Source organism: Domibacillus sp. (genome assembly GCF_031181085.1).
Lineage (GTDB): Bacteria > Bacillota > Bacilli > Bacillales > Domibacillaceae > Domibacillus.
Window position 1 is genome coordinate 160,284 of record NZ_JAPSLE010000003.1, and the last position, 17,674, is coordinate 177,957.

Annotated in this window: 17 protein-coding genes and 1 riboswitch; of the genes, 14 read left to right on the forward strand and 3 right to left on the reverse strand. The window is 46.0% G+C overall.

What is annotated here, in order from left to right; all coding sequences use genetic code 11:
• Window positions 1-13: 13 nt before the first annotated feature.
• The 8 genes from iolE to RIN81_RS06715 all read left to right on the forward strand — a co-directional run bounded on the left by iolE (window position 14) and on the right by RIN81_RS06715 (window position 8,563).
• Window positions 14-907, forward strand: coding sequence for a myo-inosose-2 dehydratase (gene iolE, locus RIN81_RS06680; protein WP_309088589.1), 894 nt, complete (start codon window positions 14-16; stop codon window positions 905-907).
• Between the two features lie 17 nt (window positions 908-924).
• On the forward strand, window positions 925-2,340 hold the full coding sequence (locus RIN81_RS06685) for a sugar porter family MFS transporter (protein WP_309088591.1): 1,416 nt from the start codon (window positions 925-927) through the stop codon (window positions 2,338-2,340).
• Window positions 2,341-2,386: 46 nt separating this feature from the next.
• The gene (iolG, locus tag RIN81_RS06690) at window positions 2,387-3,421 is read left to right on the forward strand and encodes a bifunctional inositol 2-dehydrogenase/D-chiro-inositol 1-dehydrogenase (RefSeq protein ID WP_251269846.1); all 1,035 of its coding nucleotides are present in this window, start codon (window positions 2,387-2,389) and stop codon (window positions 3,419-3,421) included.
• A 58-nt stretch (window positions 3,422-3,479) separates the two neighbouring features.
• Window positions 3,480-4,358 (forward strand): sugar phosphate isomerase/epimerase family protein, encoded by an 879-nt coding sequence (locus tag RIN81_RS06695; protein WP_242231668.1) that lies wholly within the window; start codon window positions 3,480-3,482, stop codon window positions 4,356-4,358.
• Window positions 4,359-4,362: 4 nt separating this feature from the next.
• On the forward strand, window positions 4,363-5,214 hold the full coding sequence (gene fba, locus RIN81_RS06700; RefSeq protein WP_309088594.1) for a class II fructose-1,6-bisphosphate aldolase: 852 nt from the start codon (window positions 4,363-4,365) through the stop codon (window positions 5,212-5,214).
• Window positions 5,215-5,304: 90 nt separating this feature from the next.
• Window positions 5,305-6,495 (forward strand): MFS transporter, encoded by a 1,191-nt coding sequence (locus RIN81_RS06705; protein WP_309088596.1) that lies wholly within the window; start codon window positions 5,305-5,307, stop codon window positions 6,493-6,495.
• 43 nt (window positions 6,496-6,538) lie between these two features.
• Window positions 6,539-7,570 carry a LacI family DNA-binding transcriptional regulator gene (locus tag RIN81_RS06710; RefSeq protein WP_309088598.1) on the forward strand — a complete coding sequence of 344 codons (1,032 nt, stop codon included), beginning with the start codon at window positions 6,539-6,541 and terminating at the stop codon, window positions 7,568-7,570.
• Window positions 7,571-7,630: 60 nt separating this feature from the next.
• The gene (locus RIN81_RS06715; RefSeq protein WP_309088600.1) at window positions 7,631-8,563 is read left to right on the forward strand and encodes an aldo/keto reductase; all 933 of its coding nucleotides are present in this window, start codon (window positions 7,631-7,633) and stop codon (window positions 8,561-8,563) included.
• 195 nt (window positions 8,564-8,758) lie between these two features.
• Here RIN81_RS06715 and RIN81_RS06720 read toward each other — a convergent pair whose 3' ends face one another.
• Window positions 8,759-9,565 (reverse strand): serine/threonine protein kinase, encoded by an 807-nt coding sequence (locus tag RIN81_RS06720; RefSeq protein WP_309088602.1) that lies wholly within the window; start codon window positions 9,563-9,565, stop codon window positions 8,759-8,761.
• A gap of 470 nt (window positions 9,566-10,035) precedes the next feature.
• Between RIN81_RS06720 and RIN81_RS06725 the strand changes: the two genes are divergently transcribed.
• The 3 genes from RIN81_RS06725 to RIN81_RS06735 all read left to right on the forward strand — a co-directional run bounded on the left by RIN81_RS06725 (window position 10,036) and on the right by RIN81_RS06735 (window position 12,268).
• The gene (locus RIN81_RS06725; RefSeq protein WP_375164513.1) at window positions 10,036-11,232 is read left to right on the forward strand and encodes a Bcr/CflA family multidrug efflux MFS transporter; all 1,197 of its coding nucleotides are present in this window, start codon (window positions 10,036-10,038) and stop codon (window positions 11,230-11,232) included.
• Between the two features lie 223 nt (window positions 11,233-11,455).
• A riboswitch (cyclic di-GMP riboswitch) is annotated at window positions 11,456-11,546 on the forward strand.
• A gap of 18 nt (window positions 11,547-11,564) precedes the next feature.
• Window positions 11,565-11,705 (forward strand): anti-repressor SinI family protein, encoded by a 141-nt coding sequence (locus tag RIN81_RS06730; protein ID WP_309088604.1) that lies wholly within the window; start codon window positions 11,565-11,567, stop codon window positions 11,703-11,705.
• A gap of 266 nt (window positions 11,706-11,971) precedes the next feature.
• Window positions 11,972-12,268 (forward strand): flotillin domain-containing protein, encoded by a 297-nt coding sequence (locus RIN81_RS06735; protein ID WP_309088606.1) that lies wholly within the window; start codon window positions 11,972-11,974, stop codon window positions 12,266-12,268.
• 51 nt (window positions 12,269-12,319) lie between these two features.
• Here RIN81_RS06735 and RIN81_RS06740 read toward each other — a convergent pair whose 3' ends face one another.
• Both RIN81_RS06740 and RIN81_RS06745 read right to left on the reverse strand, forming a co-directional pair.
• The gene (locus RIN81_RS06740; RefSeq protein WP_309088608.1) at window positions 12,320-12,805 is read right to left on the reverse strand and encodes an immunoglobulin-like domain-containing protein; all 486 of its coding nucleotides are present in this window, start codon (window positions 12,803-12,805) and stop codon (window positions 12,320-12,322) included.
• Window positions 12,802-13,305 carry a YceI family protein gene (locus RIN81_RS06745; RefSeq protein WP_309088610.1) on the reverse strand — a complete coding sequence of 168 codons (504 nt, stop codon included), beginning with the start codon at window positions 13,303-13,305 and terminating at the stop codon, window positions 12,802-12,804. Before RIN81_RS06745 ends, RIN81_RS06740 begins: the two co-directional genes overlap by 4 nt.
• 106 nt (window positions 13,306-13,411) lie before the next feature.
• On the opposite strand from RIN81_RS06745, the gene RIN81_RS06750 reads away from it, so the two are divergent.
• From RIN81_RS06750 to cysI, 3 genes are all read left to right on the forward strand, one after another.
• Complete coding sequence (locus RIN81_RS06750) at window positions 13,412-13,657, forward strand: hypothetical protein (RefSeq protein ID WP_375164514.1); 246 nt, start codon at window positions 13,412-13,414, stop codon at window positions 13,655-13,657.
• Window positions 13,658-13,863: 206 nt separating this feature from the next.
• Window positions 13,864-15,693, forward strand: a complete 1,830-nt coding sequence (locus RIN81_RS06755; RefSeq protein ID WP_309088913.1) for an assimilatory sulfite reductase (NADPH) flavoprotein subunit — start codon at window positions 13,864-13,866, stop codon at window positions 15,691-15,693.
• 28 nt (window positions 15,694-15,721) lie between these two features.
• Complete coding sequence (gene cysI, locus RIN81_RS06760; RefSeq protein ID WP_309088612.1) at window positions 15,722-17,455, forward strand: assimilatory sulfite reductase (NADPH) hemoprotein subunit; 1,734 nt, start codon at window positions 15,722-15,724, stop codon at window positions 17,453-17,455.
• The last annotated feature ends 219 nt before the right edge of the window (window positions 17,456-17,674 follow it).

Genomic DNA, 17,674 nt, shown 5'->3' on the forward strand with positions numbered 1-17,674 from the left:
AGGCCCGCACATCATGCAGGAAATTTTATGGGGCATTGCTCCAATTGGCTGGCGCAACGATGACATTCCAGAAATCGGCGCTGAAAATACACTATCTCATTTATTAAGCGACATCGTTGTAGCAGGATTTCAAGGGACAGAAGTCGGCGGCTTCTTTCCTGAACCTGCCGTTTTAAAAAAGGAACTGGCACTGCGTAACTTAAAAATTGCGGGCCAGTGGTTTTCAAGCTTTATCATTCGCGATGGCATTGAAAAAGCATCACAGGAATTTCATGCCCACTGTGCGTATTTAAAAGAAGTGGAAGCAGCGGTTGCAGTGGTTTCCGAACAGACGTACAGCATACAAGGTCTTGATAAAAATGTCTTTGCCGAAAAGCCTTACTTTGGCGATGAAGAATGGGCCATCCTTTGCGAAGGGCTGAATGAACTTGGCAAGATTGCCGACAGCTATGGTTTAAAGCTTGTCTTCCATCATCATATGGGAACCGGTGTGCAGACGCTGGAAGAAATTGACCGTTTAATGGAAGGAACAGATTCAAACCATGTCCATCTTTTGTATGACACAGGCCACATTTTTGCTTCAGATGGCGATTATATGACGCTTCTTGAAAAACATATGAACCGCATTAAACATGTTCACTTCAAAGATGTTAGAGAGTCGGTAATGGACGAATGCAAACAACCAGGAAAATCATTTAGAGAATCGTTTTTAGCTGGAATGTTTACAGTGCCAGGAGACGGATGCATTGATTTTAGGAAGCCTTTCCGCTTTCTTGAAGAGCATGGATACAAAGGCTGGATTGTTATTGAAGCAGAACAGGACCCAGCCATTGCCCACCCGCTTGAGTATGCATTGATCGCCCGAAGGTATTTGGACGAATCATTGCTTGCACACGTGGAGAAATAAAAAGAGGTGCATGAACAATGAATACAAACGCAGCCCCATCATCTTTTTTACGTAAGATTATCATTATTTCGACGCTGGGCGGACTTCTCTTCGGTTATGATACAGGCGTTATTAATGGTGCCCTTCCTTTTATGACAGAAGAGCTGGGCTTAACGCCTACGATGCAAGGTGTTGTAGCAAGTTCGCTTCTCTTCGGTGCCGCACTTGGTGCTGTGCTTGGCGGACGGCTGTCAGACATTAACGGACGCAGAAAAAACATTTTAATGCTGGCCGTGGTTTTCTTAGTTGCCAGTCTTGGATGTACACTTGCGCCAAACGTCACCATTATGGTCATTTCCCGTTTCTTGCTTGGACTGGCGGTAGGGGGAGCATCCGTTACCGTTCCTTCTTACTTGGCAGAAATGTCACCGGCATCACGCCGTGGCCGTATCGTAACACAAAATGAATTAATGATTGTTAGTGGTCAGCTTTTGGCTTTTGTTTTGAATGCTATCCTTGGTACAACATTCGGACACGTTGAAGGAATCTGGCGCGTGATGCTGCTGATTGCCGCTCTTCCAGCCATCTTCTTATTCATCGGTATGCTGAAAGTGCCGGAAAGCCCGCGCTGGCTTGTGTCTAAGAAAAGAGACAGTGAGGCACTTGCCGTTCTAAGCCGTATTCGTTCAGAACAAGAAGCAAAAACTGAACTAGCTGAAATTAAAGCAACATTTACTGAAGAAGAACATACAAAGCAAGCTGGTTTCAAAGATCTTTCCACACCGTGGATTCGCCGCATTATGTTTATTGGTATCGGTATTGCGGTTGTGCAGCAGATTACGGGTGTAAACTCGATCATGTACTATGGAACAGAGATTTTAAAAGACGCCGGCTTTACAACAGAAGCGGCACTTGTGGGTAACATTGCAAACGGAGCGATCTCCGTCCTCGCTACATTCGTCGGTATTTGGCTGTTAGGCAAAATCGGCCGCCGCCCGATGCTGATGGCAGGACTTGCCGGTACAACTGTATGCCTTTTGTTGATTGCCATTTTCTCAAGCGTACTAGAAGGCTCACCAAACTTGCCATACGTTGTTCTTACTTTAACCGTTACATTCCTTGCATTCCAGCAGGGCGCCATTTCACCAGTCACCTGGCTGATGCTTTCCGAAATTTTCCCGCTGCAATTGCGCGGTTTTGGAATGGGCTTAACCGTATTATTCTTATGGCTTGTCAACTGCTTAGTCGGCCTGTCATTCCCGATCATGCTTTCAACAGTCGGGTTATCTGGAACATTCTATATTTTTGTGGCACTTGGCGTCCTGGCGATTGGATTTGTAGCAAAATTCCTTCCAGAAACGAAAGGGCTTACGCTTGAACAATTAGAGCAAAAATTCCGCAATCACGATAAAAAACCAGCGGTAGCAAGCTATACAGAAAACAAACGCGCTTAATGATGTAAGCGTTACAAAAGTGGGGATATAAGGGAGGAAATGAATCATGACATTGAAATTTGGAGTAATTGGAACAGGGGCAATTGGCCGCGAACATATTAAACGCATTACAAACAGTTTAGCAGGCGGGAAAATCGTTGCGGTAACAGACGTGAATCTTGAATCTGCAAAACTAGCTGTTGAGCAATACGGACTTGAGGCAGTTGTCCATGAAGATGATAAAGCTCTTTGCCAGGATCCAAACGTAGATGCTGTTTTGGTTACAAGCTGGGGTCCGGCGCATGAACAAAACGTATTAAACGCCATTGAAGCAGGCAAGTACGTATTTTGTGAAAAACCGCTTGCGACAACGGCGGAAGGTGCAATGAAAATCGTCCAGGCTGAAATGGCACACGGGAAAAAGCTAGTTCAAGTAGGCTTTATGCGCCGTTATGACCCAGGATATGTTCAATTAAAAGAAGCGATTGATGCGAATGAAATCGGTGATCCATTGATGGTCCGCTGTGTACACCGCAACCCGGAAGTGCCAGAAACATACGGAACAGAAATGGCCATTGTTGATACACTTATTCACGAAATTGACGTGCTGCACTGGCTGATTAATGATGACTATAAATCAGTGCAAGTATTGTATCCGAAAAAAACAGCACGCGCTCATGCAGGCTTAAAAGATCCGCAAATCATTATTTTAGAAACAAAGTCAGGCATCATTATTAACGCGGAAGTGTTCGTAAACTGCCACTATGGTTATGACATTCAATGTGAAGTCATCGGTGAGGACGGGGTAGCTTACCTGCCGGAGCCGGCAAGCATCGTGACACGCAAGAGCGCGAAGCTTTCTACAAGCATTATGACGGACTGGAAAGACCGCTTCATTGATGCCTACGACGTAGAGCTGCAAGATTTTATGGATTCAATCAAAGCAACAGGCGAGCCGAACGGACCGACTTCATGGGACGGCTACATCGCCGCTGTAACAGCGGATGCATGCGTGAAAGCACAGCAGTCCGGCCAGAAAGAAGACGTAGCGCTCGAAGAAAAACCAGCATTCTACCAAAAGCAGACAGCAGCTGTAAACTAACAATGGTGCCGGCTTGGCCGGCTCCGTAACGATGATAGATAAACAGGAGGAATTTCTAATGAAACTAGCACTTGATCCAACCATGTATGCCGATCTTTCTCTAAGAGAAATGGTAGATAAAACAGCGGAGCTTGGCTATGACTACATTGAGCTTTCACCGCGCGAGGATTTCTGCCCATTCTACAAGTATCCGAAAGTAGACAGCGCAAAAATTAAAAACTTAAAACGCTACTGCCGTGATGCAGGCGTTCAAATTTCTTCTCTTCTTCCTCTTTACTACTGGGCAGGTCCAGACGAAGACCGCCGCCAGGCAGCCGTACGCAACTGGAAACGCGCTATCGAGGTGGCGGTTGAATTGGAAGTAGATTTAATGAACAGTGAATTCAATGGATCTAAATTCAATCCGGTTGTATGCGAAGAGCAGTTTATCCGTTCTATGGACGAATTGCTGCCCATCTTTGAGCGCGAAGGTATTAAATTGAACCTTCAAGCGCATCCATATGATTTCATTGAAACACATGACGGTGCGATGGATATGATCCGTGCATTGGATAAAGACTGGATTAACCTTGTATACTCTACAGCCCACACGTTTTATTATGACAACGGTAAAGGCGATATCGCGCCAATGTTTGATTCAGCAGGCGACCGCCTGACGCACGTTTTATTTGCGGATACATTCAACCATATGGCATCAGATGGCCTCCGCTACATTGTGAACCCGCCGGCAGTAGAAGCAACGGTTCACCAGCATTTGAACATCGGTGAAGCAGAAGTAGATTTCGATACCATTTTCCGCAAGCTGAAAGAAATGAACTTTGACGGCATCGCTACAAACGCTGTATTTGCCTGGAAAGATAAAGCGGACTGGTCAAGTAGACTTATGCTTCAAAAAATGAAAGAAGGTCTTGGGTTAACGGAGAAAGTCGAGGGCTGATTGTATGTTAGTATCAATGAAAGACATGCTGCAAAAAGCAAAGCAGGGCGGCTACGCCGTCGGCCAGTACAATATTAACGGACTAGAATTTGCCCAGGCGTTTTTGCAGGCAGCAGAAGAAGAACGGGCGCCCATTATTTTGGCCTCATCCGACCGGCTTGTTGATTACCTAGGCGGCTTCACAACGATTGCCGCGATGGTCAAGGCGCTGATGGAGGAATTAAATATTACCGTGCCGGTTGCACTTCATTTAGATCACGGCATGAGCGTCGAGCGCTGTAAGAAGGCGATTGATGCAGGCTATACGTCTGTCATGATCGACGGCTCTCACAGCCCAATCGATGAAAATATTGCGATGACGAAGGAAGTCGTCGCATATGCAAAGGAAAAAGGAGTCACAGTTGAAGCGGAAGTCGGTACAGTCGGCGGGCAGGAAGACGGCATGGTCGGGGGTATTCAATATGCGGATCTGGATGAATGCATCCGAATTGTTGAGGAAGCCGGCATTGATGCACTGGCCGCGGCGCTTGGTTCGGTTCATGGCCCGTATCAGGGTGAGCCGCAGCTTGGCTTTGATGAAATGAAAGAAATTTCGGAGAAAACGGACGTGCCGCTTGTCCTGCACGGCGGCTCCGGCATTCCGCTTCACCAGCTTCAGCGTGCCATAGAGCTTGGCCACGCAAAAATTAATGTCAACACAGAAAGCATCCAGGCATGGACCGCCTCTGTTCGTGAAACATTAAGCCAAAACCCGGATGTATACGAGCCGCGTCTTATTTTACTGCCTGCCATTGAAGCAGTAAAGGACGCTGTAAAAGGGAAAATGAGAGAATTTAACACGAGCGGCAAAGCCTAATACGCTTGTCTGGTATCAAGAGAGAGGAGCTGGTCCATTGCATAGGACGGCTCCTTTTTCTCAAAGAGCCGAAGAGCAGGATGTGAGCATGTGAACAAACGCAATCAAAGATTATTTTTACTGATTTCTTTTCTTTTTTGGTTTTCGCACTTTATTTATATTCCGATGCTCTCTCCTTACATCGAGCAGATAGGGGGCACGTATACCTTTATCGGCATCGTTTTGGCAAGCTACGGACTTATGCAGTTTTTGTTTCGCCTTCCCATCGGTATCGGGTCAGACCTTTGGAACAAACGGAAAGGCTTTGTTGTGGCCGGTATGGCAGTCAGTATGTTCAGCTGCCTCGCTTTTGCGCTGACTGAAAGCCTTGGATGGGTGCTCCTGTCCCGTTCACTGGCGGGCATCGCTGCCGCCACCTGGGTGGCTTTTACCATTCTTTTTTCAAGCTACGCAGCGGAGCGGAATTTGCACCGGGCCATGGGCCATTTATCTTTTGCTGTTGTATTTGCCCAGCTGCTCGGGATGGCGCTCAGTGCATGGATCGTGGAAGAGTGGGGCTGGCATGCACCTTACTGGTTCGGAGCTGCTTTCGGAGCCGCGGGCCTGCTGCTTTCGCTGTTTGTAGCAGAAGGAAAAACAGAAACAAAACGGGAGCCGGTTCGGCTGAAGGAGCTCGGAACAGCGCTGAAGGAACCAATGCTTTTAAAAGTATCGCTGCTGTCCATATTAGCGCACAGCATCATGTTTACCACGATGTTCGGTTTTACGACTGATTATGCACTGTCAGCCGGCATGCGGGCGGGTGACATTACAATTCTTGTATTTGCTTTTATGGTGCCGCATGCCGTTTCTACCTTGTTAAGCGGCAGCTGGTTTGTTCCGAAGCTGGGTAAATGGGGCACGCTGCAAATCGCTTTTTCTGCCGCAGCAACCTTTACTTTTCTTATGCCGTTCGCGGATACAAAAGCAGCCTTGATTGTTTTGCAGCTCGTAAATGGATTTGCTCTTGGCCTTTTATTCCCGCTTTTTCTTGGTATGGCTGTAGAAGAAACTCCTCACGCCAAGCGGGCGACAGCCATGGGGACCTACCAGGCTCTTTACGCTGTCGGTATGTTCGCCGGCCCTTTTTTAGCCGGCATTTTAAACACGTATTTTGGACTGGAAGCAAGCTTTTTTTTCTCCGGTGCTGTTGGTGTATTAGGCGCTTTGTTTAGTTTTAAATGGCAGGGGAAAATGAAAACGGAATCAGTATTTAAGCATAATAATGAGAGTTCGTTATAATAGAGATAATAAGAATGGAACAGGGAAAAGGCAGGTGAACAACATGATGAAAATGAGAGATGTGGCCAAACGGGCGAATGTATCTCCGGCTACTGTGTCCCGGGTGCTTCGCCAGCCAGATTTGGTCAGCAAGGAAACGAAAGAAAAAGTAATGCGGGTGATTAACGAACTAAACTATAAACCGCATATGATCGCCAGCCAGTTCCGTACACGTGAAACGAAAACGATTTTAGTGGTGGTGCCGGATATTACCCGTCCGTTCTTTTCCGAAGTGCTGCGCGGCATTGAGCATACAGCGCTTCAAAACGGCTATCAGGTTATTTTGGGTGACACAGAAAATCAGATTGAACGGGAAAAAGAATATATTGAGCTTCTATATAGAAAACAGGCAGACGGTGCCGTGCTGTTAACCGCCCGTATGGACCGGGACAGCCTGGAAGAATTATCGTCCCAGTTTCCAATCGTTCTTGCTTGTGAATATATGGATGGCCTGGACATTCCGACGGTTTCAATTGACAACATCAGCAGTGCCCGCAAAATAACCGAGCACTTGATTAATGTCGGACACCGGAAGATTGCGCATATTTGCGGTCCTATGGATATTATCTTAAGCCGGGACCGGTTGCGCGGTTACAAGCAGGCGATGATGGGCCATGACCTGCCAATCGATCCTTCCTGGGTACAGGAAGGAGATGATGGACTGGATTCAGGATACAATCAAATGGTGAAACTGCTGGCGCTTGAAGATCGTCCGACGGCTGTGTTTGTGTTTAATGACGAAATGGCGCTTGGCTCAATTAAAGCGGTCAAAGACCACGGTCTCCGCGTACCGGAAGATATCGCTATCGTTGGCTTTGATAACCTGCGGATGGCGTCTCTTTTCACTCCTTATATGACGACGATCGATCAGCCGAAATATGAGATTGGCCAAAAAGCAACGGATTTGCTTTTAACGCTTTTAAAAGGCGGCTCAATTGACCGGAAAAAATTCGTCATGAAAGACGAGCTGATTATCCGGGAATCATGCGGGTTTTATCAGAAAGAGCAATTGTTTGGAGCGACCGAAGGGGTTTAGCCCCTTCTCATTGCGGCAATAGGAAAAGGGTGGAAAAAAGCAAAAGGAGATGTATACATAATGACAAAGCTTGTGCAGATCGGCAAAACAGACTTGCGTGTAAACCCGATTGGCTTTGGCGCCAATGCGGTAGGAGGCCATAACTTATATCCAAACCTGGATGAAGAAGCCGGCCGTGATATGGTGCGTACAGCGCTTGACCATGGTGTTAACTTTCTCGATACAGCCTTTATTTACGGACCGAAGCGTTCAGAAGAATTGATTGGGGAAGTGTTAAAAGAGCGGGGAAATCGATCAGAAGCTGTGATTGCCACAAAAGCAGCACATGTTTTAACCGATGACGGCGAAAAATTCGACAATTCTCCGGCTTTCTTAAAAAAAGCCGTGGACGAAGCATTAGAACGTCTGAAAACGGACTATATTGATTTGTTTTATATCCATTTTCCAGATGAACAAACACCGAAAGATGAAGCGGTTGGAGCACTAAAGGAATTGAAAGATGCGGGGAAAATCCGCCATATCGGTGTATCTAATTTCTCTCTCGACCAGTTGAAGGAAGCAAACAAAGACGGTCATGTTGATGTTTTTCAGGGAGAATATAATCTGCTTGCACGCGGTGCAGAAAAAGAATTGTTCCCGTACCTTACTGAGAAAAACATTTCATTTGTACCGTATTTCCCACTTGCATCCGGGCTTTTAACAGGCAAATACGATAAAAATGCGACATTTGATGATCTTCGCAATGGCCTGCCATACTTCCAAAAAGGAGCATTTGAAGCGAACCTTGAAAAAGTCGATCAAATTCGCCCAATTGCAGAAAGCAAAGGGGTAGAACTGGCTCATTTAGTGCTGGCATGGTACTTAACACGTGATGCGATTGACGTTATCATTCCAGGTGCAAAACGATCTGAACAAGTATTAAATAATTTAAAAACATTGGATGTTCAGCTTGCACAAGAAGAAATCAGCAAAATCGACCAGGTGTTTCAATAATGACACAAATCTGCTCTGGTATTAGGGCAGCTTGAGAGTGGAGACAAAGTAAGAAAGCGGGCGGTTGTCAACAGCCTGAAGAAGCCCTGGTACAAGGGCTTCTTTTTTATTGGCCGACTTTTTCCAGACCTAAAGCTTGAAAACCGGCTTAACATTTTATAAATCAGCCCAAAAAGGAAAAGCGCTGCCGTTACATTAAAGGCAGCGCTTTTCAGGTGGATCTATGATACATTGAACATCTGCTATGAGCTCATCGGCTGTCTCATAAGGCTGATCCAGCTGGAGCATACGCCGAATCACATACCTTGCTGGAGAAGAAAGTGTCAGTTCTTCTTCCCAGCTTTTTTCTTTTTTAGACGAAGGCTCAAATGCGGAATACAGCAAAAACAGGACAAAATGACCGAGCGCAAAAAAGTCGCTTCGAACAGACAGCTCCCGGAAAAGCGGGTGCTCTTTTTTTCGTCTGCGCCCAGAGGAGAGATTGCTGCCAAGAATTCGTGCGAGGCCAAAGTCGATTACATGCACAGCCGTCCCATCCCACAAAATATTTGGGATGCGCAGGTCCCGATGAACGATTCCTTGACGATGAAAGTATTGGACGACATAAAGGACCTCTAATAGGATTCGGAATGCTTCTTTTTCGGTGTACCGTTGGTTATGATGGAAAATTAACTCCTCAAAATTGGGAGCGTTTATCGAGTCCATCACAAAAAACGGCACGCCGTCCCTTTTAAAAGCGGCGACAAACCGGGGGATAGCCGGGTGGTGAAGCTGCTGCAAAAACTGAGCTTCCTGCCAAAAGAAGTTTACCTCAGCCGGCTTGTGCCGTTTACGGTTGCGCAGCTGTTTAACCACTACATCCCGGCCCGTCTGCAAATCTTTCGCTTTGTACGTGAGGCCATAGCTGCCTCTGCCAAGCAGGCCTGCCAGCCGAAACCGGCCGCCAATGAGAATGCCTGGCTTTAGCGGTCGTTCAATCAGCCTAGAAAACATCATATGCATACGCTTCAGCTGCTGTAAGAGCTGAAAGAAGAGCCGCGTTTTTTCTTATAGTAATGGTGTCCGTGCTTTGAAGAGTGATGGGAATGTTTTCGATATTTATGATCACTGCTGGAATAACGGCGGCTGTGAGAAGATTTTTGATTCAGTATTTGTTGAAGAAGTTTCTTTAACATGAAATCCCTACTTTCCTGTTTTTCTTTTCTACGAATTAAATAAAAAAAGGTTTCATTTTTGATTTGCTTTTTTATTTGCAGCCAGGAAGACGGCCCGCAGAGGAACAGTGTATATGTTCCACTATATGCATATGCTTAAACGGGCAAAAAAGAAGAAGGATTCTTTTATTCTATCAGCAGAAAAGAACAAGCGAGAATGCTGGGCGAGCGGGATCAAATCCGCTATACTGTTCATATTGTGAAACAAAATAGGCTTTGGACGAGCGCTTTTTTGTTTTGAAAAAAGAGGTGGATAAATTGGAAAAAACACGTACCATAAAGCGGACGCAGATGGCGGTTCTTCTGGGAGCGCTTGGAGCGATGGGCCCATTTACGATTGATATGTACCTTCCGTCGTTTCCGACGATTGCCGATGAGTACGGAACAACTGCGTCGCTTGTACAAATCAGCTTAACGGCTTGTTTGATCGGTCTTGCTTTGGGGCAGCTTGTAATCGGGCCAATGAGTGATGTGCGCGGACGGAAAAAACCGCTGGCCTTCTTTTTATTTTTATATTTCGCCGCTTCACTTTTCTGTGCCTTTGCACCGTCTATTTACTGGTTTATTGCCGGGCGTGTTGTTCAAGGATTTTCAGCAGCAGCCGGTCTTGTTGTTTCGCGGGCAGTTGTGCGGGATATGTACAGCGGGCGTGAACTAACGAAATTTTTTGCACTGCTTATGCTTGTCAACAATCTTGGACCGATTTTAGCGCCAATTGTCGGCGGCGGCGTGCTCGCTTTTACAAACTGGTCCGGTGTATTTCTTGTCCTTAGCGCGATCGGCATCGGGTTAATGCTTGTCGTAACATGGAAAATGGATGAAACGCTTCCGGTTGAACGGCGCCAGCCAAGCAATATGGCCCAAACGTTTAAAAGCTTCGGTTCTCTTGTGAAAAACCGGGAGTTTATGGGCTACGCGCTTGCACAGGGGTTTATGGTCGGCGGGATTTTTGCTTATGTTTCAGGTACACCTTTCGTGTATCAAAATATTTATGGCGCCTCTCCCCAGCTGTTCAGCCTGCTGTTTGGTATGAACGGCATTGGCATTATGATCGGCACACAAGTAGTCGGCCGGTTTTCAGATACCATTTCAGAAGCCAAATTTTTGCGGTTCGGCTTATGGATGTCGGCAGTATCAAGCATCGTGCTCGTCATCATGGTATTGATTCATGGACCGCTTTATTCGATCGTCATTCCCATTTTCTTTTTTGTTTCTTCGATTGGTATCATTGGTACATCCGCTTTCTCTCTTGCGATGGAAACGCAGGGGCATATTGCCGGCAGTGCGTCGGCGCTTCTTGGCCTGCTTCCATTTGCGCTTGGTTCGTTGACAGCGCCGCTTGTCGGCATTGCCGGTGAACATACGGCTGTTCCAATGGGACTGACGATCTTTGGTGCCAGCATGCTGGCGATGATTGCGTATTTCGGGCTCGCCCGGGGTACTAAAAAAGCTTAGAGCTGTAAGAGCGGTATCAGGCTGTCGACTTTGTCGACAGCCTTTTTATTTAAAAACGCCACACGGTTCTGATCATTTTATCCCTGTAAAAGGAATATGGAGCAGAAATCGAATTGATGATTTTCACTATGAAAAAAAGTTTTTATGAATGCCAATTTTCGACAAATGATTTCCAATTATTTTGTTACAATATGAAAACAAGCATAAAAAGGTTACAAAAAAACAGAACAAAAGGTAAACTGATTGAAAGGTCAGGGCACAAAGCTTCAGATCTAAGGTCTTTATTAAAAGATGATGATGGCTGAGCTGCTTCATAAAATGGAGGATATTTAATGTTAGAACAGGAGAAAATTGGAACACAAACATTAGATCCTGAATGGATAGAGTTGATGCAGGCTGCCAAAGATTTAGGCTTATCTATTGAAGAAATAAGAGAATATTTATTGGCATTTAAAGTATCCAAACCTGTTTGAAAAAAATTTTAAAAGAGGGGTCTCCCATAATTTAAAATCTTATCTTTAAGTTAAATCGGCTTATAGATAAAGCATTGACTTTATGTACCATTTTGTTTGTATAAGAGTATTGATGGACCTGTTTAAAAAGTAAATGTAAATGAACTGAAGGACATATCAAAAGTAATCAATCTTTCCTGCTGCGCCATTATAAGTTGTTTGAAACAAAGGCATGAAAATTAAAAAATGACAGGGCAGCGAAATCGCGTCAATTATTGACTTAAGCCATGGAAGAGCACAGCGGGGTCATTATTACAGAGAAAATCATTGAGATGCTGCCGCTGCTTGCTGAAAAGATAGCTCAGCCGCTGAATAATGCAGACTCCATTAAAGTCATTCAAACGGGCGGCGCATCTGGTATTCCAGCGGTCAGCAAGGGTGTCACCGATACCAGGTTCGGCATTCAGGAATCATTAAAAGAACTCACCGGCATTGATGTAGCAGGCCTTTTAAAAGACTTTGCTGCAAAAGGAAAACGAATAAACGCTGCGTCATCTTCAGGTGTTAAGAAAGAAACAGAGTAATAAAATATTTTTCATCAAAACAGCTCCACGCCATAAAGGTGTGGAGCTGTTTTAGTTTCCAATCTGAAAAGGTGCTGCCAGCCAAAATTCCGTTCCATACACACTGCGTCCATTTTCATCAATAGAAAAAGAACGAAACGCTTTGACGATTCTGTACTTGCCCGCTTCAAGCGGTTTCTGGAGACGGCCAAGGTCAACTGTTTCAATGGTTTGCTTGCGGGGTGGAGCCAGCAGTGCAATTTCTTCGAAAGCATCCCTGTTTTTTTGGAATGGAACAGCATACCAGGCACCGTCCAGCTGCTGTTCAATTCGGAAGGCGCGTCCATATGTAAAATCATTATTACGCCCATTTTGAATCATCAGTCTTAAGGAGCTGTCAGATACGTTCTGCACTGTAAGAGACAGCCCGCTTTTTTGTGCGGCCATTTCCTGCATGGGTGCAGCTTTTTCGGCTGCCGGCTCGGGCTCAGGTTCGCCGAGCTGGCAGGCCGACAGCAGCATCGCACAAGCGGCTATATGGACAAGCCGTTTGTTCATGCAGCCTTCACCAGCTGAAGGTCCAGCACAATCTTTACATCGTCCTCCATATGCACGCCTCCTGTTTCGAGCGTTAAACCGTAATCGCTGCGTTTAATGACGGCTTTTGCCTGGATACGGGCGGTTTCACCTGTGTCAGAATTCTGTTTCTCATGAAATGTAACAAAAAAGGATTCTGTCCGGGTTACGCCGTGCAGGGAAAGGTCGCCGACGAGTTCGTATTGCCCGTTCTCCTGATCCAAAATATTGTTAGCGATAAACCGTACTTCTGCGTATTTTTCCACATCAAAAAACTTCTCTGATACCAAGTGGGCATCAAGTTCCTTATTGCCTGTTTGTATGGTGGACAGATCCACATTAAACGAGATGTTCGCCGTTATGAAATGATCTGCCTCGGCTTCAACCGTCGCTTCATATGAAGGGAAGGAGCCCTTTACATGATTGACAGCGGCATAAACCTGGCTCTGGGATTTATCCACGACCCATGTTGGTTTGTCCATTATCAAAGTCCCCCTTAATCTTTTCTTTTTTTCACTATTTCCCTGCATTGTCACGAATAAAACAAACAGCAAGCCAGGACATACTAAGTAAAAAGGAGGTGAGCAAGTGGACAAGAAAACGGATTATAAAGAATTGTACAATGTACGGGACCAGTTGACCTTGATTCCGGAAGAATTTCCAGAAGGAGCTTATGGACAGCCAATTGATAACGAAGAACCAGTGGAAGGAAAAAGTACACCGTGGAAAGGAGACCAGCACGCGGCGAGCAACTTTACGTACGAATTTAAGCATCTGCATGAAAATCGCCCCAGAGAATATCCGGGGGCACATCCTACACACGATGAAAAATAATTTGATCGACGGCGCCTTTTCCTTAAAAGAAAGGTGCCGTTTTTAATGAAAGAGACTGAACTTTTCTTTTTTTGCTGTACTATAAGTATTTGCTAATGGTTGATATAATTAAAACCGACTTGACTTGTAGGAATAATACGTCTACGATAAATGTATTATTAGGGCGTTAAAAAGAATTTTCCTATAAATTTGTGAGGTGGATCGTGTTGCAACTTCAAGTAACGAACAGTCCGTTTAATGAGGAGCAGGCAGAGCTCCTGAATCGCCTTCTGCCAACACTTACAGAAGGGCAAAAGGTATGGCTGGGCGGATTTTTAGCCGCTTCTCCATCTGCAGCTGTTTCAACGGCACCTGCTCCAGCTGCGGCTGAAACAGCAGCACCCGTTCAAGCGGCAGCTGCTCCAGCTGTGTCGAAAGATGTAACAATTTTATACGGTTCTCAAACGGGTAATGCACAGCGTTTAGCCCAAAAAGCCGGCCAAACACTCGAATCAAATGGATTTAACGTCACAGTTTCGGCAATGAGTGACTTTAAGCCAAATAATCTGAAAAAAGTACAAAATTTACTGATTGTAGCCAGCACACATGGAGAAGGCGATCCGCCGGATAATGCCATTACATTCCATGAGTTTCTTCATGGCAAGCGTGCGCCAAAACTGGATGATCTTCAATTTTCTGTTCTGTCTCTTGGCGACAGCTCGTATGAATTTTTCTGCCAGACAGGAAAAGAGTTTGACCAGCGTTTAGAAGAACTCGGCGGCAAGCGTATCGCACCGCGCGTTGATTGCGATCTTGACTTTGATGAGCCGGCAGCAGAGTGGATTGACAGTGTCGTAAAAAGCTTGTCCGAGGCATCGGCACCAGCAGCAGCTCAAGCAGCACCGGCGGCGGCAGGTCCACAAGTGACAGAATCTGAGTATTCAAGAACGAACCCGTTTCGTGCGGAAATCCTTGAAAGCATTAATTTGAATGGACGCGGTTCAAACAAAGAAACACGCCACATTGAGCTTTCACTTGAAGGATCAGGGCTTACGTACAAACCGGGTGATGCACTTGGCGTCTATCCAGAAAACGATCCAAAGCTGGTTGAGGAACTGATTGCGGCATTTGGCTGGAATCCAGATGAAACAGTGACGATTAACAAACAAGGCGATGTTCTTTCATTGCGTAATGCGCTTTTAACGCATTATGAAATAACAGTATTAACAAAGCCATTACTGGAAAAAATCGCCCAGTTAACGGGCGTAGATGAGCTTCATGAGCTAATTAGCAGCAGCGAGAAGCTAAAAGAGTATGTGCACGGCCGCGACCTGCTTGATGTAGTACAGCAGTTTGGACCATTTGGCGTTTCACCTCAGGATTTTGTGAATGTGCTGCGGAAAATGCCAGCCCGCCTTTACTCGATCGCGAGCAGCTTAGAAGCGAATCCAGATGAAGTACATTTAACAATTGGTGCGGTCCGCTACAATGCGAATGGCCGTGACCGGAACGGTGTTTGCTCGATTCTTTGTGCAGAGCGTTTAGAGCCAGGCGATACATTGCCGGTTTACATTCAGCATAACGACAATTTCAAGCTGCCGGAAAATCCGGAAACACCGGTTATTATGATCGGACCAGGAACAGGCGTAGCTCCGTTCCGCGCGTTTATGCAGGAGCGTGAAGAGTCAGGCGCTGAAGGAAAAACATGGATGTTCTTTGGAGACCAGCATTTCGTCACCGACTTCCTGTACCAGACTGAATGGCAGAAGTGGCTGGCAGACGGCGTGCTGACAAAAATGGATGTAGCATTCTCACGCGATACAGCCGAAAAAGTATATGTACAGCACCGGATGCAGGAAAACAGCAAAGAATTGTTCGAATGGCTTCAACAGGGCGCTGCCGTTTACGTATGCGGCGACGAGAAAAATATGGCTCACGACGTACACCAGACATTGATTGATATTATAGAAAAAGAAGGCAGCATGAGCCGCGAGCAGGCAGAGAAGTATGTAGCCGATATGCAGCAGCAAAGACGCTACCAGCGCGACGTATATTAAGTTTTATGATCGAAAGGGGACAAGCACAATGAGCAAAACGGTAAATGACCTTCACCAGCTGCGCGCACCAGAAGGCCCGCCAAGTGATGTAGAAGGCATTAAAGAGAGAAGTAATTTATTGCGCGGCACACTTGCAGAAGTGATGCAGGACCGCATCTCAGCCGGTATTCCAGAAGATGATAACCGCTTGATGAAGCACCACGGCAGCTACTTGCAGGACGACCGTGACCTGCGCACAGAACGACAAAAGCAAAAATTAGAGCCGGCCTATCAATTTATGCTGCGCGTGCGCCTTCCGGGCGGTGTAGCAACATCAGACCAGTGGCTCATGATGGACACCCTGGCGCATAAATACGGAAACGGCACCCTAAAACTAACAACACGTGAAACGTTCCAGATCCATGGGATTTTAAAATGGAACATGAAGCAGACGATTCAAGACATTCATTCAACGATGATGGATACGATTGCGGCATGCGGAGACGTAAACCGGAACGTAATGGCTACGTCGAATCCGTACCAGTCGGAAGTTCACACCGAAGTTCACGCACTGGCAAAACAGCTGAGTGATGACCTGCTTCCGAAATCACGTGCTTATCATGAAATTTGGCTTGGGGAAGAAAAAGTAGCTGGCACACCGGAAACGGAAGAAGTAGAACCGATGTACGGTCCGCTTTACTTGCCGCGTAAGTTTAAAATCGGGATCGCGGTACCGCCTTCTAACGATATTGATGTGTTTTCACAGGATCTTGGTTTTATTGCCATCGTTGAAAACAATAAGCTGACTGGCTTTAACGTAACAATCGGCGGCGGTATGGGGATGAGCCACGGTGATACACAAACATATCCGCAGCTCGGAAAAGTAATTGGCTTTGTAACACCTGATAAAGTTGTTGATCTTGCGGAAAAAGTTATTACGATTCAGCGCGACTACGGAAACCGTTCTGTTCGTAAATATGCCCGTTTTAAATATACAGTTGACCGTCTTGGCCTCGAAAACGTAAAAGCGGAGCTGGAGCGCCGCCTTGGCTGGACGCTTGAAGAAGCACGCGATTTCCACTTTGATCATAATGGTGACCGGTACGGCTGGCAAAAAGGCGTAAAAGGCAAATGGCATTTTACCATGTTTGTTGAAGGCGGCCGGATTGTGGATTACCCTGACTATCAGTTGATGACGGGTATTCGGGAAATTGCAAAAGTACACAAAGGTGATTTCCGCCTCACAGCCAACCAAAACTTGATCATTGGCAATGTATCTGCCCAAAACAAGAAAAAAATTGAGGCGCTCATTGATCAATACGGATTAACAGAAGGGCGCCATCATTCAGCGATCCGCCGCAGCGCACTTGCCTGCGTAGCGCTGCCGACATGCGGCCTCGCGATGGCAGAAGCGGAGCGCTACCTGCCGGGATTAATGGATAAAATTGATGAAATCATCGATGAAAACGGCCTCCGCGACAAAGAAATTACAATTCGTATGACCGGCTGCCCGAATGGCTGTGCCCGCCACGCACTTGGCGAAATCGGCTTTATCGGAAAAGCAGTTGGCAAATACAACATGTACCTGGGCGCTGCGCATGACGGCAGCCGCTTAAGTAAAATGTACCGTGAAAATATTGGAGAAGAAGAAATCTTAAAAGAACTGCGCGTCCTTCTTTCCCGCTACGCAAATGAGCGCCAGGAAGGCGAGCACTTCGGTGACTTCGTCATTCGTGCCGGTATCGTTGAAGCAACGACGGACGGAACGAACTTCCACAATTAAACAAAGAAACGCTGATATTATTTAGTATTTTAGCAGGGATCCATTCGGAGCCCTGCTTTTTTGTGGTTAAGACAAGAATTTGAAGACGAAAGGTTATATTTAAAAAAGAAGGCAGGCTTGTTAAGTTAATCGCCTCTAGACTGTTTTCTCTAGTATGATAAGAAACTTCTTGATTATATTGTTCTTTAAAAAGAACGAATCATCATTTATAATGAGCTT

Coding starts and splice junctions, on each gene's coding strand:
- cysI (WP_309088612.1), top strand. CDS start 15,722: ATGAGCAAAACGGTAAATGACCTTCACCAGCTGCGCGCACCAGAAGGC.
- RIN81_RS06715 (WP_309088600.1), top strand. CDS start 7,631: ATGACAAAGCTTGTGCAGATCGGCAAAACAGACTTGCGTGTAAACCCG.
- RIN81_RS06695 (WP_242231668.1), top strand. CDS start 3,480: ATGAAACTAGCACTTGATCCAACCATGTATGCCGATCTTTCTCTAAGA.
- fba (WP_309088594.1), top strand. CDS start 4,363: ATGTTAGTATCAATGAAAGACATGCTGCAAAAAGCAAAGCAGGGCGGC.
- RIN81_RS06730 (WP_309088604.1), top strand. CDS start 11,565: ATGTTAGAACAGGAGAAAATTGGAACACAAACATTAGATCCTGAATGG.
- RIN81_RS06720 (WP_309088602.1), bottom strand. CDS start 9,565: ATGCATATGATGTTTTCTAGGCTGATTGAACGACCGCTAAAGCCAGGC.
- RIN81_RS06735 (WP_309088606.1), top strand. CDS start 11,972: ATGGAAGAGCACAGCGGGGTCATTATTACAGAGAAAATCATTGAGATG.
- iolE (WP_309088589.1), top strand. CDS start 14: ATGCAGGAAATTTTATGGGGCATTGCTCCAATTGGCTGGCGCAACGAT.
- RIN81_RS06710 (WP_309088598.1), top strand. CDS start 6,539: ATGATGAAAATGAGAGATGTGGCCAAACGGGCGAATGTATCTCCGGCT.
- RIN81_RS06685 (WP_309088591.1), top strand. CDS start 925: ATGAATACAAACGCAGCCCCATCATCTTTTTTACGTAAGATTATCATT.
- iolG (WP_251269846.1), top strand. CDS start 2,387: ATGACATTGAAATTTGGAGTAATTGGAACAGGGGCAATTGGCCGCGAA.
- RIN81_RS06745 (WP_309088610.1), bottom strand. CDS start 13,305: ATGGACAAACCAACATGGGTCGTGGATAAATCCCAGAGCCAGGTTTAT.
- RIN81_RS06740 (WP_309088608.1), bottom strand. CDS start 12,805: ATGAACAAACGGCTTGTCCATATAGCCGCTTGTGCGATGCTGCTGTCG.